This is a genomic window from Bacillus cereus, from assembly GCF_002561295.1.
GTDB lineage: Bacteria > Bacillota > Bacilli > Bacillales > Bacillaceae_G > Bacillus_A > Bacillus_A cereus_S.
Map to the genome: position 1 here is coordinate 18,709 of NZ_NTUG01000003.1, position 25,975 is coordinate 44,683.

Genomic DNA, 25,975 nt, shown 5'->3' on the forward strand with positions numbered 1-25,975 from the left:
CAAAAGCAATAAGATAGTTTAAAATATTCTAACTTTTATATTTTTTAAAATAAGAGTATCTGCCCATCATAGGCATATACCCTTATTCATGATGGAAAACATGTTTATTTTTTGACTTCAACCCATTTGTAGCTAAATTCGCCACCATATTTATGTTCTAACAACCCTGTAATCGAGTTGCGTTGTAAATATGCTTTTCCTGGTTGATATACTGGAGCAATTGCTGCATCATCTAGCAATTGTTTTTCAGCTTTCAACAGTGCATCCCAACGAGATTGTTCATCTGTCTCTACTTTTGCCTTCTTAATTAATTCGTCATATGCTGGATTTGCATAGTTGACTTTGTTTTGCGGATTCCCTGTTGTATACATATCTAAGAATGCCATTGGGTCCATATAATCTGGTCCCCATCCTGCATATGACATCGCATACTCTCCACTTGCTTCAAGTTTTAATTTTTGTGCAAATGGCTGCATTTTCATTGAAATTGTTAAGCCTGGTAAATTCTTTTCAAATTGCCCTTTTAAATACTCGCCAATTTTCTTAGCATCATCTGTATCAAAGTTCAATAGCTCTAAATCTACTTTATCAACACCAAGTTCTTTTTTACCAGCTTCCCAATATTTTTGAGCCTCTTTTACATCTTCTTTGATCAGATTTCCATTTTCTTCACGAAAGTCTTTTCCACTTGGTCCTGTCGCTAAACCTTTTGGAACAAAACCGTATATCCCCTGTGAACCATCGTTTAAAATAACTTTTCCGATATTTTCACGTTCAAAGGCCATTGATATTGCTTTACGGATGTTCTTATTCGCTAAGAACTTGTTCTTTTCGTTTAAACGAATAAACTGTGTGGAAGGTTTCTTAATTGTCTTGAAATCAGAATCTTTTTTGTATTTATCTACAAATTCTGATGTCAATACGACACGATCAATTGCATTTGTTTCATATAAATTTATTGCAGTTGAACGATCCTTTACAATATCGAAGTTTACTTCTTCAAGCTTCACTACTTTATTGTCCCAGTACGTCTCATTTTTCTTAAGCTGGAAATTTTGTTCATGTTTCCACTCATTTAAAACAAATGGACCGTTATAGAGCGTCGTATTAGATTCTAATCCAAATTTATCCCCTTGTTCTTTTACGAACTTTTCATTTAATGGATAGAATGTTGGATATACCGTTAAGCTAACAAAGTAAGGAACAGGGTTGTCTAACTCCACTTCTAATGTGTGATCATCGATCGCTTTTACGCCAAGTTCTTCAACCGGCAACTCTTTTTTATTAATTTTTTCGGCATTCTTTACGTCGAATAATATGTAAGCAAATTTCGCACCTGTATTTGAATCAACAGCTCGTCTCCAAGAATAGACGAAATCTTTAGCTGTTACAGGTTCCCCATTAGACCATTTCGCATCATCGCGTAATTTGAATACATATTTCTTACCATCTTCCGTTTTCTCGTAAGACTTTGCCACTCCTGGAACGAGTTTATCGTCTTTCCCAAGGCGATATAATCCTTCCATTGTGTTATTCATTATGTTGGAAGATGCTGCATCTGTTGATAATGTCGTATCCATTGTTGGAATCTCAGCAGTTTCAGTTAAATTTAGTACTTGTTTACCTGAAGTACCGGATCCCTTTGCACTTGCTTTCGTATCCTCTTGCTGATAACTACAAGCGCCTAGCATACTAACCGTCAATGTCGATGCAAGTAATAGCGGTATCTTTTTCTTCATGTTGTACTGCCTCCCCTATTTGCACTTCCTGTCCCCTCACTTGTTAAAAAGCAGAATTGAAAGAATAATCTCCAAGTTTCTACAATTTTCATTATACATATAATACGACGATTGTGAATATAGTTTTTTGTTTTTTTGTTAAAATTTTTAATAAAATATTTATTTTCTTTATTTTTTGTAAATGGATAACTTAACATTGCCCCCATCATATTGAAATAAAATACATAATTGCGTATAATTTTCAAAAAATTATCCCTGGTACTCATTATAACTTTTATAGTATAATAATTCTAGTAATATTTTGACGGAGGTGAACATTTTGAATAGACTTTATTTTCGAACTGGCATATTACTATTATTGGCAATAATCACTTCTATCATCGGAGCATCCCTTGCTTCGACACATTATTTGTTGAATTTTGTCAATATTATGTTTTATATTGCATTAGTTTTCATTATTTTAGGTGGTTTTTTATTTCTATTTCAAAGAGGATTTTTCAACATAACGATGTACGCTTTCCAAAGAGTGTTTGGAACAAATAAAAAAGTAGAGTCTTTAATTGAAGGAGAAGAACCAGCAGTAGATAAAAAAGAACGCATCTATAAAACGTACTCTTTCGCCTGGACATATCCAATCTGCATGACAGGTATCCTTTTAGGCATCGCCTCTACAATCATTAGCGTTACTATTTTGATGTAGTTTGCAAACGATTTTCCATATGATATAATTACTTGCAAAACATTTTATTATAAAAAAGCGCAAGTGGCTCGCTTAGAATGCGAGGGGGATGGAGCTCCTGACGTAGAGGCGTTTTTTGCCTCGCAGGAAGGCGCGAAGCCACCGAGTATTCTTGCCACTGGAGCTGGATTATACAAAAAGCGCAGGCGACTGCTTAGCCCTGGGTGGCTAAGGTTCTTTCCCACAGAAGGTGCTTTTTACCTTCTCGTGGGGAAGGTTCTTAGACGCGAAGGGCTAGGAGCCGGAGCTGGATTACATAAAAAAGCGCAAGTGGCTCGTTCAAAATATGAACTAGCTTACAATAAATTCATATGTATGCGATGAAAAAGAAGAGTACATATTGCAACAATTTCAGAGAGCTTGTGGTCGGTGCGAACAAGTAATTGTACAGTATGGAATGGGCTTTTGAGCACCAAACCGAACCGAAAGAAGTAGGCTTTGGCGTTATATCCAGACGTTATAATGGAGAAAAGAGATTTCACGATTTGTGAAATAATTAGGGTGGTACCGCGGTCCATTCGTCCCTATATCCATGGGGATGAATGGGCTTTTTTGTATTTAAAAAGCGCAAGCGGCTCGCTCAGAATGTGAGGGGGATGGAGCTCCTGACGTAGAGGCGCTTTTTGCCTCGCAGGAAGGCGCGAAGCCACCGATCATTCTTGCCGCTGGAGCTGGATTGTATAAAAAGCGGAGGCGACTGCTTAGCCCTGGGTGGCTAAGGTTCTTTCCCACAGAAGGCGCTTTTTACCTTCTCGTGGGGAAGGTTCTTAGACGCAAAGGGCTAGGAGCCGGAGCTGGATTACACAAAAAGCGCAGGCGGCTCATTTAGACCTACTTCTCCCACTCTTCAACAATACATACAAATTTCAAGGAGGAATTACCTATGTCAGTTATTTTTTCTGGTATTCAGCCAAGCGGAACAATTACGCTTGGAAACTATTTAGGAGCAATGAAACAATTTACAGAATTACAAAACGAACATGACTGTTATTTCTGCATTGTAAACCAACATGCCATTACAGTAGCTCAAGATCCTGTACAACTTCGTAAAAATATTCGTAGCCTAGCTGCACTGTATGTAGCTTGCGGTATTGACCCTGAAAAGGCAACTTTATTTGTACAATCAGAGGTGCCCGCGCATGCTCAGCTCGGATGGATTATGCAATCTATCGCATATGTTGGAGAATTAGAACGTATGACGCAGTATAAAGATAAATCATCTGGCAGAGATTCTGTTCCAGCTGGATTACTTACGTATCCACCATTAATGGCAGCTGACATCCTGCTTTACAATACTGAGATTGTACCAGTTGGCGACGATCAAAAACAACATATGGAATTAACTCGTGATTTAGCAGAGCGTTTCAATAAACGTTTCCGTGAAATTTTCACAATTCCAGAGATTCGTATTCCAAAAGTAGGCGCACGCGTTATGTCATTAACAGAACCTACGAAAAAAATGAGTAAATCTGATCCAAATCCAAAATCAATGATTAGTATGCTTGACGATCCAAAAACAATCGAAAAGAAAATCAAAAGTGCCGTAACTGATTCTGATGGCATTGTAAAATACGATAAAGAAAACAAGCCTGGCATTTCCAACTTATTAACAATCTACTCTTCATTCTCAGGCAAAACAATTGAAGAAATAGTAGCTGCATATGAAGGAAAAGGATACGGCGACTTTAAAGGCGACTTAGCTCAAGTAGTCGTAGAAGCAATTCGTCCAATTCAAGAAAAATATAACGAACTCATTAACTCTCCTGAATTAGATGAAATCCTTGACAAAGGTGCAGAAAAAGCAAACCGCGTCGCATTCAAACAACTACGCAAAGTTGAAAATGCAATGGGACTGAGCAGAAAACGTAGGTAATATAAAAAGCGGAAGTGGCTCGTTCAGCTCTGACTGGCTAAGGTTCTTTCCCACAGAAGGTGCTTTTTACCTTCTCGTGGGGAAGGTTCTTAGACGCGAAGGGCTAGGAGCCGGAGCTGGATTATACAAAAAGCGGAAGCGGCTCGTTCAGAATGTGAGGGGGATGGAGCTCCTGACGTAGAGGCGTTTTTTGCCTCGCAGGAAGGCGCGAAGCCACCGATCATTCTTGCCGCTGTAGCTGGATTACTACCACTTGTTCAACCCTGACTGACCCAATAAAAAAACCGCCAAATTGGCGGTTTTTTTAATTTACCTTTTGTTCATTTTCCATTTCCCATAACTTTTCAAAGAATGGTTGCCCTTTTACAAGGCGTTCACATAGCTGTTCGTGCTTCTCTGACCAGCCATATTGTGCTTCTTCATAAAGGCGCTCCCAAACATCTTCAAATTTCATATGTTGAACTGTTCCATATGCTGATGGATCCCACTCTGTATACCAATAGCGAATCGCAGCTGGATTTTTCGTTGTATGTAGTTGATCTAGAGCCATAAAAAGCAACTGTTTTAATTGACGTTCTTTACGCGTTAAGCCATTCATAATATATGGCGATGGTGATAAAATATGATATTCTTTTTGTGATTCTTCCATTTGAAACTCATACTTTTCTGCTTGGACATTTTCTACCATCTCATATACCATCTGTTCTTGACGAGGAATAAGCCTACTTTTTCGAATCGGCACATTATAGCCAATTGAATCCACTGCAATAATTCCTTGTCCATCTGTAACAACAAAACAGTACTCCTGTTGCAAACGCTCGTGATTTTTACGAATATACGCCTTATGATGTACGTCTTCCAATAATTTTTGCGGAAGTTCCAATAATTCGTTCTCGATGTAATGATATAATGTAGAATCTACTTTTAATAATGGCACTTGATCTAATAATTCGATCGTATCATCCTTCCGCCATTCGTAAAAATGACAAACGTTATACCCATTTTCTTCACCTTCAAACCAATTTACCCATACATCATGTAGATATAACATTTGCTACCCCTCACTTCACTACTGTTTGTACATCTCATTATGTTCATTTTTTGTAATTTTTATTCCATGAAAGGAAATATATTCTATACATATATTTATTTTTTACTTGATGCCCTGACTACTCCTAAGCCTAATCGAGCGGTTTATGTCTTTATATATTATTTCTTCACCACTTCTTACTTTCATTTTCATCTTGCGAAAAAGTTGGTAGCTATTGAAAAAGTTGAATATCACAAAATTTTTACTTTCCAGAAAAAGGTAAATGAAATTTTATCAGCGATTTTTCAAATGAAAACTTTCTATACAACCTAAAAAAACTTGGCAGCGCCAAGTTTTTGATCTAACACCTATTAAGCAGTAAAAGCATTTGCTTTATTTAATATTCGCGTCGCATCCAGGGACAGTAAAGAAATTGTATTCCCTTTCTCAGATTCCACACAATCTTTGACAATATGAAATCCAACGCCATATCCAAGCATTTTCGGGTACAGCTGCATTCCATTTAGTAAACAATCGTGTTCCCTGGTTCCTCTCTGAATATCTCTTCTGTTTTTTAAAATCTTCTCCCAATAATGAATCGCTTCTTCTTTTGTAAAGTACGATGTCCACGGTGCATAACTTTTTTCTGAGTGTCTTTCATACACCGCTTGTTCTGCAAGCCCCTCCATTACAATTGTATCAAGCAATGTATAATCCTTGTCTTTCTTTTCAATTTGATGTAACCGACATATGTGATGATATTCATGCGTAAGCAATGCTTTTAATTCCGCTACTGTATTCCGTCCACATACAAACAAAAAAATGACATGGCGCATTGTTAAGCCCGCTTTTCCGTTATATTCTACTTGCACAGTACGGTTATATGAATCTGATAATAAAATAAAGACCGGAACATCTGGGCCTTGCAGCCAGTTCTTTAGTCCTTCATACTCCTCGGCAAGTTCTTTCCAAATCTGCTTCTCCTCTAACTGCTCAATTTCTTTTTGTCCTTCCATCACCGGTCGATACATACCTTTAGAAATTAAAAAACGGTACAACCTTTCTTTTGGCAACGGAATATATTTTGTAAACTTCTCGCAAAGCTTTTCGGGACGTCCATAATAAAGGTGCAACCAATCTGCGGTTTGAATAACCCCCATCTCCACTCCTCCCTTACCTTCTATATATATGCAAAAAAAGAACGAAAGCTAAGTGATAACATGGAAATTTATGTTAACTGAATTTTTTTATGATATGCTTAGAGTGTATCCTACAATTTTATGTAAGGAGTTGATTTTATATTAATATATTGGAAAATATAAATGAAATTTCTCAATTATTACTAGTGCTATCATTTTGTTTTTACATGTATTTAAGGAAAATAAAACTAAAAAGAAAACTTTCCCCTTTCGAATTTTCAATGTACATCGTAACGCAACTTGCATACATACTTTGGGGGATTAGCTTCATCGCTAAAACATGGGGTTAAAAAAGGCGCGGACCGCTCCTACGCACAGCCGGACGCTCTCTTCCAACAAAAAAAAGAGAGGGTTTTAACCCCTCTCTCACTACACTATATTATTGATATTTTTTAAATACTAATACTGCGTTATGACCACCGAATCCTAATGAGTTACTTAAAACAGTATTTACTTCTTGATGTCTTGCATTATTTGGTACGTAATCTAAATCACACTCTGGGTCTGGTGTTTCATAGTTAATTGTTGGTGGAATTACTCCATCTGTAATCGATTTAACAGAGAAGATTGCCTCAACAGCACCAGCTGCTCCTAGTAAGTGTCCAGTCATTGATTTTGTAGAGCTAATCGCTACTTTATATGCATGGTCACCGAATGTTTCTTTAATTGCCATCGTTTCATATTTCTCATTCGCATCTGTACTTGTACCATGCGCATTAATGTAATCGATATCCTCAGGCTGAAGTCCTGCATCTGCTAATGCTTGGCGCATCGCACGAACGCCGCCCTCACCACCAGGAGCAGGCATTGTAATATGGAACGCATCACCTGTTGCACCATATCCAACAAGTTCAGCATAAATACGTGCACCGCGTGCTAATGCATGTTCTAGTTCTTCAAGGATAAGAATACCTGCGCCCTCTCCCATTACAAATCCACTACGATTTTTATCAAATGGACGACAAGCAGTTGCTGGGTCATCATTAAACGTTAATGCTTTAGCTGAACTAAACCCTGCAAACGCCATACTTGTTAACGGTGCTTCTGCTCCGCCTGTAATCATCGCATCTGCATCACCACGCTGAATCACTTTAAAAGCATCACCAATTGAATTTGCACCTGATGCACAAGCTGTTACAGAGCAAGTATTAATTCCTTTTGCACCTGTGGCAATCGATACTTGACCAGCAGCCATATCAGGAATCATCATTGGTACAAAAAATGGACTAACACGGCGTGGCCCTTTTTCTGCAAAGATTTTAAATTGTTCCTCGTATGTTTCCATACCACCGATTCCAGATCCTACCCATACACCAATGCGCGGACCATTCTCTTCTGTAATTTCTAATTTTGCATCTTCAACTGCCATTTTCGCTGCTGCTACCGCATATTGCGTAAAGCGGTCCATACGGCGCGCTTCTTTTTTATCTATATATTTCTCGACTTCAAAGTCGTTAATTTCTGCTGCTACTTTTGCAGGAAATAATTCTGGATCTATGCGTGTAATACGTCCGATTCCAGATACACCATTTTTAATGTTATTCCAAGCCGTTTCAACATCCGTTCCAATCGGTGTAACAGCTCCTAATCCTGTAATTACGACACGCTTCTTTCCCATACAAAATACACTCCTTTTTTCTCTCAGTCCTTATTTACCCCAACGAAGAGCAACTGCTCCCCACGTTAATCCGCCACCAAAACCAACTAAAACAATTAAATCGCCATCTTGAATACGACCATTTTGTAATTCCTCTACGATAGCAAGTGGAATTGAAGAAGCTGACGTATTCCCAAACTTTTCAATTGTTGTACTCATTTTTTCTTGCGGCAAATTTAATCGCTCCCTTGCCGATTCCATAATACGAATATTCGCTTGATGAGGAACTAAAAAGTCCACATCTTCTTTCGTAAAACCGGCTTTTTCAACAACGCGAAGACAGGATTCACCAAGTTGGCGCACAGCAAATTTAAAGACTTCTCTGCCATTCATCATAACATATTCATCTTGATAAAGGTGCTTGCCACCACTTCCATCCGCTCCTAATTCAAATGAAAGAATACCTTTCCCTTCTGAAACAGCTCCCATTACAACAGCACCTGCTCCGTCTCCAAATAATACTGCTGTATTGCGGTCATTCCAGTCTACAATTTTAGATAATTTATCACAACCAACTACTAATATGTTTTTATAAGTTCCAGTTTGAATAAATTGCTGCGCTGTAATCATTCCGTACATAAACCCAGCACATGCCGCACTTAAATCCATCGCCGCTGCATGTTTTGCACCAATTTGTTCTTGAATCACGCAAGAAACCGCTGGGAAAGGTCGATCTGGCGTTACTGTCGCAACTAAAATAAGATCAATTTCTTCTCCACTAACCCCTGCATCTTCAAGTGCTTTCTTAGCAGCTTCTACCGCCATATATGAAGTATCTATTGTATCATCGGCAATGCGTCTTTCTGCAATTCCCGTTCTCGTACGAATCCATTCATCGGATGTATCCATAATTTTCTCTAAATCTTGATTCGTGACTACTTTTTCTGGCACATATCTACCGATCCCTAAAATGCCTACGTTCACATTGCAGCCCTCCGTTTTATATCAATTATTATGACTTGGTACTAATTCTAAAACATAAATGTTTATTTGTCTAGAATATATTTCTAAACAAAAAAATAAAGCCGACGTATTGTCGACCTTACCCCGCATTAACGGGCAGTAACCCCCCATAAAGAAACAACATGGGGGATAACTGCCCGTAAAAGCCCGATTGGTTCAACTAATTATAAGTGGGACAGAGCACCCACTTATAAAAGTTTCACTTTATTTTCCCGCTTTTCCAAGCTCATATGCTTCATTCATTACTTTCATTAATAGCTCTAGGACTGGCTGCGCTTTTTCCATATCAAGCGCAATTCCATTCGTATCTAAAATTGCCTTTGCTTCCGGCAGGTGTTTCATAGCGATTTGTAAAAACTGCATATTTTTTTCGTTCATATTCCCTCATCCTTTCTATCAAAGAAGCACTGTTCTCTTTACTTCTACACTATATCAATTCCTTTAGATTTTTCAACATATAATTCAGTGCTACGAAAACAAAAGGTGACTGTTACTTGCTTTCTCCTTTTGTTTTCACTTGGCATGTGGTAAAAAAGGACCTGACCGCCTTTATGCATGGGGAACTTTTCATGTTTGTATTTACGTGTTTAATCCTTCGTATAACTCTTTATATCGTTTTACATGCGTTAATTGCTTATTTAAACCGAATTCTAATGGAGTGTTTTTCATTATACAAATACTTTTTATCTCTTGATTCTTCATTTCTTTAGCTGTTTTCTCCATCCTATCCTCAGCATTTAACAACATCATTCCTTTTTCCCATAAATCTTTTTTACCACTGATCATATTATATACACCTAAATTTTCTTCGCTTTCACCTTTTTCCCATAAATATTCACACACATCTTCTACATAAAGAAGGTCCACTCTATTGTCATTTTGCACGAGCTGATATTCCTTTTCCATAATTTCAGAAAGGATCAGCCTGTGATATGTCATAAAGGAAGGTTGCCACGGACCGTATAGAGTTGGGACACGAAGTATACTATAACGAATACCCGCCTTTTCTACCTCTTCCTCTACTTTCATGAATAATCGTTTATTTTCAGATTGACCTTCTACATGCGCCATTTCAATAGAAGAAAGTACATTTAACTTTACTTGTTTCTTTTCGCACATATGAATCACGCGCTTTAAATATTGTAAAATGATTCGTTCATTTCGGAATCCACTCTGCCTATTCGGCTCACATAAACAAAAGTAAGCCACATCAAACTGCTCCGTTTCTACCGGCTTCCATCCGTCCTCATCTCTTATAGACGCGTAAGCAAATAAACTATTCCTACCAATTAAAAACAACTTTTCTTCACTTATTTTTGACATACTCTCTACATCATCAAAATCAAGGCCATATACTTCCACTTCTTCTTCCAGTATTTTATTTACAAGGTGATAGCCTACAAATGAAAGTGCCCCTATAATCAGTACGCGCTTCATGTCATCAGCCCCTTCTCACTCTAAACAAATAGCTCCTCATCTATGTATACGGGAGCTTCATAATTCTTCTTCGTACTTTTTAAAGAAATGACATGTATGTTGAACCATTTTGTATTTTACATGCTGCAAATGAAACATGAGTGACGTCTCACAATTTTCATTGATTCGTTTTTTTTCATATTCACGCAGCAATTGCTTACGATCTTTTTTTTCTTGTGTCGATACGAATATTTTCACAGGCACACAAGAAGGTAAGTAAGAAAAAGATTTCTTAGCAATTTTCGCGTCTAACTGTTCTTCTTTCACATCATACGCAAGCGATAACTCCTTTACTAACCTTTTATAGAAAAATTTATGCTCTTTTTCAAATTCTACATGCGCAGACAAATCTAGGCATGGGGCTAGCATCACTACAGACCTGATACACTCGGGGTACCGATTCATCATTTCAAGAGCCACAAGCGCTCCCATTCCATCTGCAACGATATGAATTTGCTCATTTAGCGTCTCTTTTTTCATAACGACGTGATACAATCGCTTCGCTAATCGAACAGCTTGATCATTCCCCCAATGTCGTCCGTATAAATTAGACGAAAAAACCGTATACCCACTCTCTATAAGCCCGTTTAAGAAATGAGAGCGCCCGGCGTGCTGCATCCATAAACTTGTACCATTCTCAATAAAATAATTGTAATCGCCAAGAAGCATGACACCGAATCCATTCGGCTTTTCTGGTAAATAAATCACACATGGTTCTTGTTCTAAGTAAAAAAAACGTTCCGTAACACTCATTATTCTCCCGCCTTATTTTCTAAACATTAAAACTACTCCTTTTATAATGTATGAACGGAATCTGAATTTGCTTTGAAAAATCCACAAATATTTTTCTATATTCTGTTTTCAATTGTGTTACAATATAAACAGATTGTACGAATAGGGGTGTGAAAAGATGCGTGTAATTTGGGCATTTATTTGGTCGTTTATGCTTGTACATATGATGAGCTACGTAATTAGCTCTATGACTGGCGGCGTATACGATTTCCAACAAGCGTCTATTTTCTCAGTTGTTCTTGCTGTACTTGTAATGGCTATTGCAGCAGCAATTCCGAACGAACCAGTAGAACAGCATTAAAAAAGAGTCCGGTTTTTATCCCGGACTCTTTTTTATTTCACATGAACAACTAGTTCATGATTTTCTACATCGACATCGACAACGACATGACTATTATCTGTAATGGTTCCTGCAATTAACTCTCTCGCTAATTTCGTCTCAATTTGGCGCTGTACATAACGTTTTAATGGACGTGCTCCGTACATCGGATCGAATCCAGATTCTACAACAAATTCTTTTGCAGATTCTGTTAATTCCACTGATATATGGCGATCCGCTAAACGACCTTGTAATTCTTTGACAATTTTATCAACGATGCCTTTAATTTCAGTTGTTGTAAGTGGTTTAAATAAAATAATTTCATCCACACGGTTTAAAAACTCTGGACGGAAATGCCCTCTTAATTGCCCCATCACAAGTTCTCTTGATTCTTCTTTAATTGTTCCATCTTCTTGTAAACCTTCTAACAAATGCGCTGAACCAATATTAGATGTCATAATAATGACTGTATTTTTGAAATCTACTGTTCGTCCTTGTGAATCAGTAATGCGCCCATCATCTAACATTTGCAGTAAAATATTAAATACTTCTGGATGTGCTTTTTCAATTTCATCCAATAAAATAACGGAATACGGTTTACGACGTACTGCTTCAGTTAATTGTCCACCTTCTTCATATCCTACATATCCTGGAGGAGCTCCGATTAAACGAGAAACGGCATGTTTCTCCATATACTCAGACATATCAATGCGGATGATTTGCTCTTCACTATCAAATAAAGACTGTGCTAATGTTTTAGCAAGCTCTGTTTTCCCGACGCCTGTAGGTCCTAAGAAAATGAACGAACCAATTGGACGATTTGGATCTTTAATACCCGCGCGAGCTCGAAGAACTGCATCTGCTACAAGATTTACCGCTTCTTCTTGCCCAATTACGCGTTCTGATAAAATTTGTTCCAAACGAAGTAGTTTTTCACGTTCTCCTTCTACAAGTTTCGCAACTGGTATACCTGTCCAGCGTGAAACAATATTAGCAATTTCTTCTTCACTTACTTCCTCGCGAAGTAAACGGTTCTCTTGTCCGCTTCCCGCTCCTGTTTCTTCCGCTTCTCTTAATTCTTTTTCCATCGCCGGAATTTTACCATGACGAAGCTCTGCTGCTTTATTTAAATCGTAATTACCTTCTGCTTCTTCTAATTCACGACGTAAACGTTCAAGTTGCTCCCTTAAGTCACGAACTTTATAGATTTCTTCTTTTTCTTTTTGCCACTGTGCTCGCATTCCACTCGCAACTTCTTTTAAATCAGATAATTCACGTTGCAATGTTTTTAATCGTTCTTGGCTACCGCGATCTGTTTCTTTTCCTAAAGCAGCTTCTTCAATTTCAAGTTGCATAATGCGGCGCGTTACTTCATCTAATTCTGTTGGCATGGAGTCAATCTCTGTTCGAATCGTTGCGCACGCTTCATCGACAAGGTCAATTGCTTTATCTGGTAAGAAACGATCAGATATATATCGATCAGATAATACAGACGCTGCTACAATCGCACGGTCATGAATATTTACACCATGATAAATTTCAAAACGCTCTTTCAAACCACGTAAGATAGAAATTGTATCTTCAACTGTTGGCTCTTCTGCTAACACTTGTTGGAAACGACGTTCTAGCGCTGGGTCTTTCTCAATATATTTTCGATACTCATCTAAAGTCGTTGCGCCAATGCAGTGAAGTTCACCGCGCGCAAGCATCGGTTTTAACATATTGCCTGCATCCATTGCTCCTTCTGTTTTACCTGCTCCAACAATGGTATGAAGTTCGTCAATAAATAAAAGAATACGACCTTCACTTTTTTTAATTTCATTTAATACAGCTTGCAAACGTTCTTCAAACTCACCACGGAACTTTGCCCCTGCTACAAGCGCACTCATATCTAATGCAAAGATTGTTCGGTCTTTCAATCCTTCTGGCACATCTTTTCGCACGATTCGTTGCGCTAACCCTTCAACGATTGCTGTTTTCCCAACCCCAGGTTCACCAATTAACACAGGGTTATTTTTCGTTTTACGAGAAAGAATACGGATGACGCGGCGAATCTCACTGTCACGCCCAATTACCGGATCAATTTTCCCTTGTTTTACTTCTGCCACTAAATCACGGCCATATTTTTCTAACGCTTCATATGTTACTTCTGGATTTTGACTAGTCACTCTTTGGTTCCCCCTAACTTCCATTAACGATTGTAAAAGTTCATTCTTTGTTATATGGAACGTTGTAAATAAACGTTTTATATCGCTATTCTCTTCACAAAAGGCAAGTAGTATATGTTCTACTGAAATATATTCATCTTTCAATTTTTTCGCTTCAGCTTCTGCCTTAACGAGCAATTGCTGCAAAGCATTTGTTACATACACTTTGCCAGCTTCTGCACCACTTCCAGTAACAGCTGGCTTTTTTTGAACCAGTCTTTCTACTTCCTTCGTTAATTGTTCTATATTCACATTCATTTTTTGAAAAATACGTACTGCTAATCCATCTTGTTGCTGTAATAACGCTAGCAATAGATGAGCAGTATCAATTTCTTGATGATGATGAGATACCGCTAAAGACTGGGCACTCATAATCGCTTCTTGTGTTTTTGTCGTCATTTGATTTAAGTCCATATTCACAAACCTCCAAACATTTCAACTTCATTGATGTTTGACCTTTTTTGATTTTTTGACTTTCTTTGACCTTTGAGTTTATTATACTCCTGTTCCCTTTTTTATACAATCCATTTCATTCAATATTCCACAATTATTTTCCGAAAAATATATATAAATACAAACTAATCTTCTAACAGATAAATGACGGCTATGTAGAACAGACAGAGACTTTCACTCATTTGCTCCTTCCGGTTTCACATGGCATGGGGCTAAAATAGGCTCTGACCGCTTCTATGCATGGCCGGACGCTCTCTCCCATCTAAAAAGAATGGTTTGATTTTAGTGTTTCAATTTGGATTTATATACATAAAAAACCGCAGCTTATCACTGCGGTTCTCTTTACGGTTTTCTTTTATATGTCCACTGACGATTTTGATTCGAATTCTCTGGAAACCTGTCACCAGCAGTTAATTTTACCATTTGCGGATCTTTCACCATACTGCCTGTTTCACCAATCTCTACATATATTCCATCATTCGGTGCTTTTTGCCCAGAACGAAACCTACGATTTTGTCCCATCTTCATTCTCCTTCCATGACATCTTTACACCGTTAGTATGTCCATTTTCGAAAAAGCCTTCCTGTTATGTTTAGGAAACCTGTCATATTTTTGATTGCTGTTCATATGTATAAATTTACATATGAAAGCAGGAGAAAAAACATCATTCGTTGAAAAAAAGAAACCGACCTATTCCAGGCCAGTTTCAAAGGAGAGTCAAACATATACGAGAAGATTACGGTTTTATTATACGTCTTGCTGCGCGCGCAATGTAACCCTTTTCACAATTTGTACAAAATGAAAGAACGATTATTTGAACTTTCGAAAAAGTCATTGACTTTTCTGATTTTTTCAAGGAAATAGTGGACACTAACACGTTTCCGGGCGTAAGATGAATATATAACGAAACTTCCATTTATGGTCGTTTCGCTATACACTTTCCAACCTCTTATTTCTGCATAGCAAAACGGAAATACAGATAGAAACAAAAAAATTTTCATAAGAGGTGAAAACATGAAAAAGCAACATTTAATCGCATTAGATTTAGATGGCACTTTACTTACAGACAATAAAATCATTTCTACACGAACTAAAAAAACAATCGAAAAGGCAAAAGAACAAGGACATGTTGTTGTTATTTCAACAGGACGTCCGTTTCGTGCGAGTCACGCTTATTATAAAGAACTTGGTTTAAATACACCGATTGTTAACTTTAACGGCGCTTACGTTCATCACCCTCTTGATGCAAATTGGGGAACACACCATTCTCCTCTTGAACTTTCTACCGCACAAGAAATCGTTCGCGCTTGCTTTGATTTTGGCGTAAAGAACATTTACGCTGAAGTGATGGACGATGTGTATGTTCGTGAAATTGATGAAGATAAAAAACACATTTTCGAATTCGGTTCTCCAAAAATTTTTACAGGGGACTTATTAAATATTTTAAACGATCATCCAACTTGCTTATTAATTGATGCACATGATGAACACTCCACTACCATTCGTCAGCATTTAACAGATATGCATGCTGAAGTCATCGACCATAGGAAATGGGGCGCACCTTGGCCAATTATTGAAATTGTAAAAAGCGGATTAAATAAAGCTGTCGGACTCCAAAAGATTTCCAGTCATTATAATATCCCAAAAGAACGCATTATCGCTTTCGGTGACGAAGATAATGATTTTGAGATGATTGAATATGCAGGACATGGTATTGCAATGGGAAATGCCATTCCTGAATTAAAGTCCCTCGCAAATCATACAACATTAACAAATGAAGAAGACGGAATTGCCCTTTATTTAGAAGAGGTTCTTGGATTGTAATCTAAAAATTCCCTACTTATAGTTTGGCAAAAAAGGCTCATACTATAACTGACGCAGCGATGTGTCAGTTGTTTTCTGCCAAATAAGGGGGAATTCCGAATGGGTAAAAAGAATAAATCAAAACGTTTCGTCCAACAAGGTGCCGATGCTGTTATGCAGCATGCTGCAAGATTCCCGTACCGTGGTACATTAGCTGATGCAGAAAAAGAACGAAGCAACTCTTCTCTCGGAGGGGTTTAAATGGGTAACTTACTATTTCAACAAGCGCGAGATGCTGTTTCTAATGCCGTTTCTTGTTCAAGCGGCACAGAACAAGAGGAACTCGTTTATCGTGCAAAAAACGCTTTGCAATCCGCTTATGCCAATTCATCAACTGCTGAAAAGGTGCAACTGCGTGAAATGCAGCAGCAATTGCAAAACATTACACACACACATTAAAACAAGAGGACCGATTCCGGTCCTCTTTAATCTTTCCGAAACAATCCAAATACACCAACTGTTTGAACTATATTTGTAAAAGCACCAGGGTCTACCTGCTTAATAATTCTCTCTAGTTCATATAACTCATAACGCGTAATCACCATCATTAACATTTCTTTATTTTCATTTGTATATGCGCCTGTTGCCGGCACAGTTGTAATCCCTCTTACTAAACGGGATTGTATCGCTTTCCTTACATCGACACCATTCTTCGTAACGATAAACGCCGTGATTTTCACATGACGGGTATGAATCGCATCAATAATCCGTGTCGATATATATAACGTCACTAGTGTATATAACGCTTTTTCCCAACCGTACATATAACCAGCCGCAATTATGATAATTGCATTAAAGAAGAAGAAATATGTTCCAACTGGCTTATCTTTCACTTTTGATAAAATCATTGCAATGATATCTAAACCGCCTGTAGATGCACCCCATTTCAAAGCGATCCCGACTCCTATCGCTGAAATAATCCCTCCAAAAATAGCGTTTAATATAATATCATCCGAAACAGCCTTTACCGGCACAATTTCTAGAAACAACGTCATAAATACAACACATAAAAAGCTAAAGAACGTAAACGCCTTCCCGACCTTTTTCCATGCCAAAATAACAACTGGAATATTAAATAAAGCAAAAAGTACCCCTGTCGATATGTGAATCGACGCAAAATCATTTAATACTTGCGAAAGCAATTGAGATAATCCCGCAAAACCACTTGCGTATACTTTTGCCGGCGTTAAAAATAAATTCATTCCAATCGCATTTAATAAACCTGCAATGATAACAACAATGAGTTTCTTTATTAATTCAGCATAATTTAATTTCAAATCCATATTCCATCCACCTTTATAGATCATGAGTTCACCGCTATACATAGTCTTTACGAAAACGGAAATGATAAACATACAACCGTTTAGAAATGGAGTTGATATGTATGCCACATACGAGCGATAATGACAAAAAAGCACGCGATAATAACGCAAAGCGCACTCAAAAAAACGAACAGGAACAAAAAAACATCCAGCAAGGAAAACGTGCCTACTCTAAAAAAACAGATCACCTTTAATTCTTAAGAAACCGACAGAAAACCTTCCTTTTTAGGCAGGGAAGAACATCTGGTTTTACAATGAATGCAAGTCTGCTTTTGGTTTCACAGCCGTATGCTAGTTATAACTGTATGCAAAAAAGAGGGTATGCTAAGAAGTAGCATACCCTCTTTTTAGGTAGGAAAGAGCATCTAACCATGCAAAATGAAAAAGTACATGAACAATCTTGTTGATGTGCTTTTTCATTTCACAAAAAACATCTCAATTTCACTTCATGTTCACTTCACTTTTTTACAATAATCACAACAGAATTAGATGAGGTGTTAAAATGAAAGGAAAACAATTATGGATGGCCATGGCCGCTCTCGGAACGTTAACGCTATCTGCTTGCGGCTCAACAGATAGCTCAGAGACAGTCGCAACATCAAAAGTTTCAACGATTAAAAAAGACGATTTTGACAAACAACTTAAAGAACGCTACGGACAAGATATGCTATATGAAATGATGGCACAAGATATCATGACAGAAAAATATAAAGTATCGGACGATGAAGTTGATAAAGAGTTCAAAAAAGCGAAAGAACAATTTGGTGATCAATTTAAAACAGTATTAGAAAGCAATCGTTTAAAAGATGAAGACGACTTTAAAGATCAAATCAGGTTCAAATTAGCAATGGATAAAGCAATTAAGCAAAGCGTTACCGAGAAAGATGTAAAAGCAAACTATAAACCTGAAATTAAAGCGAGTCACATTTTAGTAAATGATGAAAAAACAGCAAATGATATTAAAAAGCAACTAGATGAAGGGGCTTCCTTTGAAGAATTAGCAAAACAACACTCCCAGGATCCAGGTTCAAAAGAAAAAGGTGGAGACCTCGGATACTTTGGCCCAGGTAAAATGGCGTCTGAATTTGAAGAAGCTGCTTACAAATTAAATGTCGGAGAAATTAGCAAACCAATCAAATCATCACACGGCTATCACATTATTAAACTTACTGATAAAAAAGAATTAAAACCATATGATGAAGTAAAGGATTCTATTCGTAAAGATTTAGAAGAGAAACGATTAGCAGATCAAACGACCGGTCAAAAAATATTATTAGATGAATTCAAAAAAGCTGATATTAAAGTAAAAGATAGCGATTTGAAAGATACATTTTCTCGTCTTTCAGGAGAATAGTATTGAACTAGGTAAATGAAATTTTATCGGCGATTCGACAAAGGATATCGATCAAACGACAAAAAAATAGGAGCCAGCCGGCTCCTATTTTTATTTCTTAAAGTACGTCCAACCTTCTTCTTGATACACTTTTTCTTCTTTCATTAACTTACCAAGTGCACGTTTAAACGCTGCTTTACTCATATTGAAACGTTCTTTAATGTCTTCTGGATGACTCTTATCCCAAAACGGCATTGCGCCTCCGCGCGTCTCCATATACTCATAAACTACCGCTGCATCATCTTCCATTCCCTCTTCTTTACGTGGAAGAAGTGAAATGTTAATCGTACCGTCATCTTTCACATCAATAATACGGCCTGTTACGCGCTCACCAATACGAACTTGCTCTTTTCTTTCTGTATGGTGCAAGAATGCACGGAAATGCTCATCCGTTAATACAAATGATCCAACTTGAAGTGAGCGATACACGCGTCCGTTCACATTTTTATTACGCATAGATGGCGTTGCATCTACAGTGATTTCCTGCATATCTGAATCTCTTGCTGGAAGAGCGATTAGACGGCCGCGATTTGTTAATTTTAACGTACAATATAATTCATCGCCCTCTTCTGGCCAAACCGGCATATAAATCGGAAACTCATCAGCTGGGATCAAGATATCTTTAGAAACACCAATATCAACGAATACACCTAGGTCAGGTTTTACTTCTACAACTTTCACCCAGTTCCAGTCATGTACTGTAGTGATCGGCGTCTTCATTGTGGCAGAGATTCGTTCTTTATGATCAAGGTATAAAAACACATCAATCTCATCGCCTTCTTCGATTTCCCCCGCTACTTCGTTTTTATGTAGAAATACTTCTTCATAACCCTCTTCATCATCAAATCCGACCATATATCCAATTTCCGTTTCGCGTAAAACAGTTACCTGTTCAATCGATCCTGGTTGTAAATACATACATTTTAATTCCCTTCTATATATAAAGTTATATGTTTATCATTCCAAAGAAAGCTTCATTATAACACGAATTTTCCTTTATTTGTCCAACTGACCAAAATTCACTATAATAAAGTAAGACTTTAATGAAATGGGATTTCTTTCCCCTCTGCTTATGAGTCATAACAGATACGTTTTACTACTCTATCTAACTCATGTATTTTCCGCTATACTGTGTAATGTGGATATTACATACCCTGTAAGATAGAATTTAATTTGGAGGTGCTTACTATGGCAAAAGATAGTTCTTTTGACATCGTTTCAAAAGTAGAATTACCAGAAGTAACAAACGCTATTAACATCGCATTAAAAGAAATTCAAAATCGATATGACTTTAAAGGAAGCAAAAGTGATATTAAATTAGAAAAAGAAGTACTTATTTTAACTTCTGATGATGAATTTAAACTAGAGCAAGTAAAAGATGTTCTTATCTCTAAACTCGTTAAACGCGAAGTACCAATTAAAAATTTAGACTACGGCAAAGTAGAGAGCGCTACTGGTAATACCGTACGTCAACGCGCAACATTGCAACAAGGTATCGATAAAGATAACGCGAAAAAAATCAATAACATTATTAAAGAGTTAAAATTAAAAGTAAAAACACAAGTACAAGATGATCAAGTACGTGTAACAGCGAAAAGCCGTGATGACTTACAAGCAGTAATCGCAGCAGTTCGTAGCGCAGATTTACCAATCGATGTACAATTCATTAACTATCGCTAAAAGAAAAANNTTTTTCTTTTAGCGATAGTTGAAAAACCTTTCTTTTTTAGATGGGAAAGAGCGTCCGGCCTTACATAGGCGTGGTCAGGGCTTCTTTGCCCCATGCCCACTCTTATGATTTCTTCCGTTTCTTTACTGCGATTAAAAAAGCGATAAATAAGATATTTACACCAACTAACAAAGAGATAAAAAGCCAGTTTAGCCCTGTTTTTTCTCTCACTTGATATACATTTGCTTCTTCTCGCTTTAGTACAAGATAATATTTCCCGTTTTCTTCTCTAATAATTTCATCTTCTAACAATCCCTTTAACTCTCTATCTTCCCCTATCTCATTTGCCGAAAACGAAACTTTTTGCGTCTCTTTTGTGTTGTTAATCGCAATTAGTATTTCTTCATCTTTATACTTTCTTTTGAGCACGCTCATTCCAGCTTGATCATATAACAGCTCAAATGTCCCGCGGCGGAGAGAAGGTAACTGTTGACGGAGTTCTCCTAATCTCGTTATATACTGCAAAAACTTTTCATCCGTTTTAAAATCCATTAACCGGCGATTGTCTGGTACACCACCGCCATCTAGCGCAATTTCCGTTCCGTAGTAAACAACCGGCAGCCCTGGTGATGTGTATAAATATGTAAGTGCTAATTTCAAACGCGCTGGTGGATAATATGCGTTCTCTTTCGCACTTCTAACAAACCGCTTTGTATCTTGACTATCCACAAAAGTACTGGCCACTTTTTCATTTTCAACCAAACTTGCATCATAAAGCGGTTTAATAGACATATCCGATTTCGTAAAAACATCTGTTATATGTTTATAATACGCATTATGTAGCCCCTCTTCCCCATCAGTCATTACGAGGAAATCCTTTTTCACTTCTTGAACACTTTGTTTTATTTCATTTAAAAAGGCGGGAGATATTTCTTTACTATGTATAAGATAACTTCCATCTATATTCGTTTCTTTTATCCACCATTTAATCGAATCAATAAGCTTCTCTTCTTGTCCACTGACAAACTGCAACACGATTTTCATATCTCGTTTATGCGCTTCCTGCACGAGCTGTTTTACATCTTGCAGTGATCCAAAATGCTCATTCACCTTTTGAAAATCAACTGCACCATGTCCATCATACGTTTCACTTTTAAAAATTGGCGAAAGCATAATAGTGGAAAACCCCATATCCTTTATGTAATCTATTCGCTTTATAATTCCTTGTATATCTCCCCCTTGATATCCTTCTAAATTCCCTACATCAAGCTGTTTATCATTTTTTGCGTCTCCATTATTAAAACGGTCCACCATAATAGAATAAATTACTTCATCTTTCCATTCCCTTTTCTCTTCCGCCAATGTATGCATAGGCGTTAAAAAAGCAAATACGATACAAAAACAAATCAACACTCCTCTTTTCCACATAATACCCTCCAACTTTTTCTAATTGTAAGAATAGTATATCAATTTTTCTAACAAACCGCACTTACACAAATAACATGTCAGATTTCCTTACATATAATTTTAAATTTTCAGAAAAATATGTTGATTTTTTATTAATTATTGAATATGATATGAAACATAACATTAAATGTAATATTTTATAACATTACAGGAGGGGAAATGAATGACTATGGGAGATACTGTGTTTTTATTTTTAGCGACGGTAATGGTTATGATTATGACGCCAGGTTTGGCACTTTTTTACGGTGGGATGGTTCGCAGTAAAAACGTTCTCAGTACAACGATGCATAGCTATAGCGCGATGGCGATCGTTTCCATCCAATGGATTTTTATCGGCTATTCTTTATCATTTGGGCCTGATTGGAACGGCATGATTGGTTCACTCGATTGGTTCGGTTTACAAGACGTAACGTTCACACCAAATCCAGACTACTCCGCTACTATTCCTCACAATTTATTTATGATGTTTCAACTCATGTTTGCCATCTTAACTCCAGCATTAATTTCAGGAGCATTTGCTGAACGAATGCGCTTTTCTGCTTTTCTTATTTTCATTCTGCTATGGACAACAATCGTTTATAACCCTGTCGCTCACTGGGTGTGGGGCGTCGGCGGATGGCTTCGTGAACTCGGCGCATTAGATTTTGCTGGAGGTAACGTTGTCCATATCACATCAGGAGTTGCCGGGCTTGTATTAGCCATTTTTCTAGGGAAGCGAAAAGATATAAACGGCCCTTCCCCTCATCATTTACCATTTACACTTTTAGGCGCAGGCTTATTATGGTTCGGGTGGTTCGGGTTTAACGTCGGTAGCGCTCTTACATTAAACGATGTAGCGATGACTGCGTTCATTAATACAAATACCGCAGCGGCAGCTTCCGCTTTAACATGGATTTTGGCAGAGTGGTTCTTCCAATCAAAACCAACTGTAATGGGAGCAGCTTGCGGCGCTGTATCTGGTCTCGTTGCAATTACACCAGCTTGCGGGTTTGTTACTCCTTTCTCCGCTCTGTTAATCGGGGCAATCGGCGGCGTTCTTTGCTTCGGAGCTGTCTTCTTTTTAAAACATAAACTTGGATACGATGATGCACTTGATGCGTTCGGTTGTCATGGAATCGGTGGCACATGGGGTGGTATTGCAACTGGACTATTTGCAACGACTTCTGTAAACAGCGGCGGCGCTGACGGATTATTTTACGGAAACGCTGCACTTCTTTGGAAACAACTAGTCGCGATTGGAGCAACATACGCTTTTACAATTGCTATGACATACGCCATTATTAAAGCCATTAACTTCTTCCTCCCTGTCCGCGTACATGAACACGAAGAGCAATTGGGACTTGATATTTCGATGCACGGAGAGAAGGCTTATGAATATAGCGAGAAATCACTCGGTGAGGTGGCAATACAAAAAGAGGCTAAGTGATGCATTTTATAAATATATAACTTGTACAATAAAAAGGTTTATCTCTCCTTTTCAGACGGGATAAACCTTTTTGTATTTGTTGTTATATATGAAAAATTCACATGTATACTACAGATGAAACAAGCGTAGGCAAAGGTACAAGCAAAAGGATCCCAAAAGCATATAGTTGTTATATATTCCAGATGAATAGCGAGGGAAAAATAGATATGAAGAAGCCTTCAAATTTGTTACATGACAATCCTTTTATCGGTTGCTATGAAAAAGTTGTAACTCAAACAGAATGTCATCAATTAATTGATTTGGCTCGACACGGTCTTCAACCATCAAAAGTTATAGGAAACTCAGAACAAAAAACTTCAGCAGTAAGAACATCCGACACAATTGGGTTCCAGCACCACTTAACGGAGCTTACTCTTCAAATATGCAAGCGCATCGCGTCTATCGTTGAGCTTCCACTCAATTATGCAGAACATTTACAAATAGCGAGATATCAAGTTGGCGGGAAATTTAATGCTCATTTCGATACTTTCAATCCTTCGACTGAACTAGGAAAAATGTATCTTTCAGAAAATGGGCAAAGGATAATCACTGCACTCCTTTATTTAAATAACGTAAGTGCAGGTGGAGAAACTTCTTTTCCCCTTCTTAACATTCAAGTAGCTCCATCAGAAGGAACATTATTAGTTTTCGAAAATTGTAAAAAGAATTCTAATGAACGGCACGCACTTTCCATACATGAAGGTTGTGCCGTTCACGAGGGTGAGAAATGGATTGCAACATTATGGTTTCATGAAAAGAGTCAATATTAAGTATAATTCAAGAAATTAAACAGATAACGCTCATTTTAATATGTGAGCACCTATTATATTGAATGAATATATATTGTTTTTTAATACAAGAGTAAAAAAATTTTATAAGTTTTCAATCTCATAAAAACAACAATTCTAATATAGATTATTCAAGATATTGAAGTATCATATAGCACCATTGAGATTTGTTACTGTTCTTCTATTCTTAAAATAGAAATCACATGAAAAGAGATATACTTTTTCCAAACAAAGTATATCTCTTTTCACTTCATTACATCTATATAAATTTACATATATTTCTATTAATTTATATGTTACAATGCAATACATATATTTTATACAGAGGAGTGATCCAATGAAAAAATACATTTTAACAAATCTATCATACACATTCCTTGCACTAACCATATTCAGTACAATATGCATGCTATTTATTATATATAAAGATATCGCCACTCCTTTATCAACGGCATTTATAATAGGCTATGCAATTTTATTACTTGGATATTTTTTATATTTTATTTTCACGATTACAAAATATATGTGGAAATTAGATCGATCTAAAGTACGAAAAAGATTATTGAAGTTTGTCATTATATTTCTAGGATTTAGCGTTATAAAATATCTTTTTAACTACTTTTTCCAATCCTCAAATCTTCAAATTTCAGATTTCGCTACAACTTTAGGTGTTTCTTTAAGCCTTGCTTTTTGGGATGTATTATTTACAAAAAAGCAATAGCGAAAACAAGCTCATAGAAGCAGATGTACTCTCCTCTAAAACAGAGTACATCTGCTTTTTATTTTTAAAAGATATAAAATACCATAAACACACAAACAGGTACTTGTACAAGCAAAAAACACTCGGACATAAACATATATAGAATTCAACAGGAGATAAGGAAAAGAGAAAAGATTATGTCCAAGATAAGGTTTGCAGTCCCTAATCTGGCACTACAGTTGCAGGTGGAGCCGACGTAACTCTAACTCTTTATGACAATACATTACTTGGAACGAATACGTATACGGTTGTTGTGAATTTCTTTCAAAGAACAATAGGCATTAGCACAATTACAGTTACCGTTCAAAAAAGAACATTAAACGCGATTACTTTTTGAATGGCAATACGTAAATTGACAGCAATATTTTCCTTCCAAATAAGACAGAGAGGTATTCGGGATATCTATCATCTCCACAGATTGTAAATCTGTTCCTGTAAAAGAACTTGTATTGCCAGGTAAAACGATTAATGTCGTTGTAGATATACCACTAATAACAATCGTAGCAGGATCTGTACTATTTGAGCTATTGTATACAGATACTGTACCAGAGATACTTGTTATACCATCTGATTTCCATAACTGTAAAGTTTGTACTTGCCCATCTCTCACAAGGAAATTCCCGGAAAATTCGTTCGAAACAAGTTCACACCCTGGATTAGGCTGAGGCGGACACGGAGGATATATAGGGTGACAGGATAATTCAAGAGGTGCATAGCAACCAATTTGCTTTTTCTTATTCAATGATATCCCCCCTCGAAATAACACAGCTTTTTACTAATAAATGCTTGAAAAAGAAATAT

At 37.2% G+C, this 25,975-nt stretch carries 28 protein-coding genes and 1 other annotated feature; of the genes, 13 read left to right on the plus strand and 15 right to left on the minus strand.

Annotated features, from left to right (window positions below; all coding sequences use genetic code 11):
* Nucleotides 1-104: 104 nt before the first annotated feature.
* Nucleotides 105-1,739 carry a peptide ABC transporter substrate-binding protein gene (locus CN373_RS02070; RefSeq protein ID WP_098358731.1) on the minus strand — a complete coding sequence of 545 codons (1,635 nt, stop codon included), beginning with the start codon at nucleotides 1,737-1,739 and terminating at the stop codon, nucleotides 105-107.
* Nucleotides 1,736-1,948 (minus strand): hypothetical protein, encoded by a 213-nt coding sequence (locus tag CN373_RS26140; protein ID WP_002055994.1) that lies wholly within the window; start codon nucleotides 1,946-1,948, stop codon nucleotides 1,736-1,738. The genes CN373_RS02070 and CN373_RS26140 overlap by 4 nt, the downstream gene beginning before the upstream one ends.
* Before the next feature lie 155 nt (nucleotides 1,949-2,103).
* Here CN373_RS26140 and CN373_RS02080 point away from each other — a divergent pair, with 155 nt between their 5' ends.
* Both CN373_RS02080 and trpS read left to right on the plus strand, forming a co-directional pair.
* A complete protein-coding gene (locus CN373_RS02080) occupies nucleotides 2,104-2,439 on the plus strand; it encodes a DUF3899 domain-containing protein (protein WP_430794156.1) in 336 nt (111 codons plus the stop codon).
* Between the two features lie 350 nt (nucleotides 2,440-2,789).
* Nucleotides 2,790-3,007 (plus strand) — a binding site (T-box leader).
* Between the two features lie 354 nt (nucleotides 3,008-3,361).
* On the plus strand, nucleotides 3,362-4,351 hold the full coding sequence (trpS, locus tag CN373_RS02100) for a tryptophan--tRNA ligase (RefSeq protein ID WP_098358733.1): 990 nt from the start codon (nucleotides 3,362-3,364) through the stop codon (nucleotides 4,349-4,351).
* A gap of 304 nt (nucleotides 4,352-4,655) precedes the next feature.
* Here trpS and CN373_RS02110 read toward each other — a convergent pair whose 3' ends face one another.
* Together CN373_RS02110 and CN373_RS02115 are read right to left on the minus strand one after the other, a co-directional pair.
* The gene (locus CN373_RS02110; RefSeq protein WP_000966136.1) at nucleotides 4,656-5,402 is read right to left on the minus strand and encodes a YjbA family protein; all 747 of its coding nucleotides are present in this window, start codon (nucleotides 5,400-5,402) and stop codon (nucleotides 4,656-4,658) included.
* A 350-nt stretch (nucleotides 5,403-5,752) separates the two neighbouring features.
* Nucleotides 5,753-6,541 carry a DUF2268 domain-containing protein gene (locus CN373_RS02115; RefSeq protein WP_000538227.1) on the minus strand — a complete coding sequence of 263 codons (789 nt, stop codon included), beginning with the start codon at nucleotides 6,539-6,541 and terminating at the stop codon, nucleotides 5,753-5,755.
* Between the two features lie 140 nt (nucleotides 6,542-6,681).
* Between CN373_RS02115 and CN373_RS25770 the strand changes: the two genes are divergently transcribed.
* Nucleotides 6,682-6,870 carry a hypothetical protein gene (locus CN373_RS25770; RefSeq protein WP_098358734.1) on the plus strand — a complete coding sequence of 63 codons (189 nt, stop codon included), beginning with the start codon at nucleotides 6,682-6,684 and terminating at the stop codon, nucleotides 6,868-6,870.
* Nucleotides 6,871-6,959: 89 nt separating this feature from the next.
* Here CN373_RS25770 and fabF read toward each other — a convergent pair whose 3' ends face one another.
* The 5 genes from fabF to CN373_RS02145 all read right to left on the minus strand — a co-directional run bounded on the left by fabF (nucleotide 6,960) and on the right by CN373_RS02145 (nucleotide 11,429).
* Nucleotides 6,960-8,198, minus strand: a complete 1,239-nt coding sequence (gene fabF / locus CN373_RS02125; protein WP_000516869.1) for a beta-ketoacyl-ACP synthase II — start codon at nucleotides 8,196-8,198, stop codon at nucleotides 6,960-6,962.
* A gap of 30 nt (nucleotides 8,199-8,228) precedes the next feature.
* Nucleotides 8,229-9,161: a beta-ketoacyl-ACP synthase III gene (locus CN373_RS02130; protein ID WP_001100554.1), complete on the minus strand. Its 933-nt coding sequence runs from the start codon at nucleotides 9,159-9,161 to the stop codon at nucleotides 8,229-8,231.
* Nucleotides 9,162-9,404: 243 nt separating this feature from the next.
* A complete protein-coding gene (locus CN373_RS02135; protein ID WP_001003265.1) occupies nucleotides 9,405-9,578 on the minus strand; it encodes a ComZ family protein in 174 nt (57 codons plus the stop codon).
* Nucleotides 9,579-9,779: 201 nt separating this feature from the next.
* A complete protein-coding gene (locus tag CN373_RS02140; RefSeq protein ID WP_000832390.1) occupies nucleotides 9,780-10,637 on the minus strand; it encodes an NAD-dependent epimerase/dehydratase family protein in 858 nt (285 codons plus the stop codon).
* Nucleotides 10,638-10,694: 57 nt separating this feature from the next.
* A complete protein-coding gene (locus CN373_RS02145) occupies nucleotides 10,695-11,429 on the minus strand; it encodes a hypothetical protein (RefSeq protein WP_000117152.1) in 735 nt (244 codons plus the stop codon).
* Nucleotides 11,430-11,586: 157 nt separating this feature from the next.
* Here CN373_RS02145 and CN373_RS02150 point away from each other — a divergent pair, with 157 nt between their 5' ends.
* Complete coding sequence (locus tag CN373_RS02150) at nucleotides 11,587-11,769, plus strand: YjzD family protein (RefSeq protein ID WP_001263983.1); 183 nt, start codon at nucleotides 11,587-11,589, stop codon at nucleotides 11,767-11,769.
* A 32-nt stretch (nucleotides 11,770-11,801) separates the two neighbouring features.
* On the opposite strand, the gene clpB is transcribed toward CN373_RS02150, so the two are convergent.
* Both clpB and CN373_RS02160 read right to left on the minus strand, forming a co-directional pair.
* Nucleotides 11,802-14,408, minus strand: coding sequence for an ATP-dependent chaperone ClpB (clpB, locus tag CN373_RS02155; RefSeq protein WP_098358735.1), 2,607 nt, complete (start codon nucleotides 14,406-14,408; stop codon nucleotides 11,802-11,804).
* Nucleotides 14,409-14,789: 381 nt separating this feature from the next.
* The gene (locus CN373_RS02160) at nucleotides 14,790-14,969 is read right to left on the minus strand and encodes a YjzC family protein (protein ID WP_000531419.1); all 180 of its coding nucleotides are present in this window, start codon (nucleotides 14,967-14,969) and stop codon (nucleotides 14,790-14,792) included.
* A 492-nt stretch (nucleotides 14,970-15,461) separates the two neighbouring features.
* On the opposite strand from CN373_RS02160, the gene CN373_RS02170 reads away from it, so the two are divergent.
* The 3 genes from CN373_RS02170 to CN373_RS02180 all read left to right on the plus strand — a co-directional run bounded on the left by CN373_RS02170 (nucleotide 15,462) and on the right by CN373_RS02180 (nucleotide 16,709).
* Nucleotides 15,462-16,271, plus strand: coding sequence for a Cof-type HAD-IIB family hydrolase (locus CN373_RS02170; RefSeq protein ID WP_000743931.1), 810 nt, complete (start codon nucleotides 15,462-15,464; stop codon nucleotides 16,269-16,271).
* 99 nt (nucleotides 16,272-16,370) lie between these two features.
* A complete protein-coding gene (locus CN373_RS02175; protein ID WP_000516819.1) occupies nucleotides 16,371-16,511 on the plus strand; it encodes a hypothetical protein in 141 nt (46 codons plus the stop codon).
* Nucleotides 16,512-16,709, plus strand: coding sequence for a DUF3813 domain-containing protein (locus tag CN373_RS02180; RefSeq protein WP_000527411.1), 198 nt, complete (start codon nucleotides 16,512-16,514; stop codon nucleotides 16,707-16,709).
* 26 nt (nucleotides 16,710-16,735) lie between these two features.
* On the opposite strand, the gene CN373_RS02185 is transcribed toward CN373_RS02180, so the two are convergent.
* The gene (locus CN373_RS02185) at nucleotides 16,736-17,593 is read right to left on the minus strand and encodes a YitT family protein (protein ID WP_000364428.1); all 858 of its coding nucleotides are present in this window, start codon (nucleotides 17,591-17,593) and stop codon (nucleotides 16,736-16,738) included.
* A gap of 101 nt (nucleotides 17,594-17,694) precedes the next feature.
* Between CN373_RS02185 and CN373_RS02190 the strand changes: the two genes are divergently transcribed.
* Together CN373_RS02190 and prsA are read left to right on the plus strand one after the other, a co-directional pair.
* Nucleotides 17,695-17,826, plus strand: coding sequence for a DUF3941 domain-containing protein (locus tag CN373_RS02190; RefSeq protein WP_001120851.1), 132 nt, complete (start codon nucleotides 17,695-17,697; stop codon nucleotides 17,824-17,826).
* A gap of 308 nt (nucleotides 17,827-18,134) precedes the next feature.
* The gene (gene prsA / locus CN373_RS02195) at nucleotides 18,135-18,986 is read left to right on the plus strand and encodes a peptidylprolyl isomerase PrsA (RefSeq protein WP_098358736.1); all 852 of its coding nucleotides are present in this window, start codon (nucleotides 18,135-18,137) and stop codon (nucleotides 18,984-18,986) included.
* 90 nt (nucleotides 18,987-19,076) lie between these two features.
* Here prsA and CN373_RS02200 read toward each other — a convergent pair whose 3' ends face one another.
* Entirely contained in the window at nucleotides 19,077-19,943 is an 867-nt protein-coding gene (locus CN373_RS02200) for a CvfB family protein (protein ID WP_000281284.1), read from the minus strand.
* Between the two features lie 270 nt (nucleotides 19,944-20,213).
* Between CN373_RS02200 and CN373_RS02205 the strand changes: the two genes are divergently transcribed.
* The gene (locus tag CN373_RS02205; RefSeq protein ID WP_001040142.1) at nucleotides 20,214-20,705 is read left to right on the plus strand and encodes a YajQ family cyclic di-GMP-binding protein; all 492 of its coding nucleotides are present in this window, start codon (nucleotides 20,214-20,216) and stop codon (nucleotides 20,703-20,705) included.
* 112 nt (nucleotides 20,706-20,817) lie between these two features.
* Here CN373_RS02205 and CN373_RS02210 read toward each other — a convergent pair whose 3' ends face one another.
* Entirely contained in the window at nucleotides 20,818-22,122 is a 1,305-nt protein-coding gene (locus CN373_RS02210; protein WP_000265910.1) for an alpha-amylase family glycosyl hydrolase, read from the minus strand.
* A 202-nt stretch (nucleotides 22,123-22,324) separates the two neighbouring features.
* Between CN373_RS02210 and CN373_RS02215 the strand changes: the two genes are divergently transcribed.
* The 3 genes from CN373_RS02215 to CN373_RS02225 all read left to right on the plus strand — a co-directional run bounded on the left by CN373_RS02215 (nucleotide 22,325) and on the right by CN373_RS02225 (nucleotide 25,135).
* Nucleotides 22,325-23,587 carry an ammonium transporter gene (locus CN373_RS02215; RefSeq protein WP_000177777.1) on the plus strand — a complete coding sequence of 421 codons (1,263 nt, stop codon included), beginning with the start codon at nucleotides 22,325-22,327 and terminating at the stop codon, nucleotides 23,585-23,587.
* A gap of 206 nt (nucleotides 23,588-23,793) precedes the next feature.
* Complete coding sequence (locus CN373_RS02220; protein ID WP_033664636.1) at nucleotides 23,794-24,396, plus strand: prolyl hydroxylase family protein; 603 nt, start codon at nucleotides 23,794-23,796, stop codon at nucleotides 24,394-24,396.
* A 355-nt stretch (nucleotides 24,397-24,751) separates the two neighbouring features.
* On the plus strand, nucleotides 24,752-25,135 hold the full coding sequence (locus CN373_RS02225; protein ID WP_098358737.1) for a hypothetical protein: 384 nt from the start codon (nucleotides 24,752-24,754) through the stop codon (nucleotides 25,133-25,135).
* A 355-nt stretch (nucleotides 25,136-25,490) separates the two neighbouring features.
* Here CN373_RS02225 and CN373_RS02230 read toward each other — a convergent pair whose 3' ends face one another.
* A complete protein-coding gene (locus tag CN373_RS02230; protein WP_111901850.1) occupies nucleotides 25,491-25,916 on the minus strand; it encodes an S-Ena type endospore appendage in 426 nt (141 codons plus the stop codon).
* Between the last annotated feature and the right edge of the window lie 59 nt (nucleotides 25,917-25,975).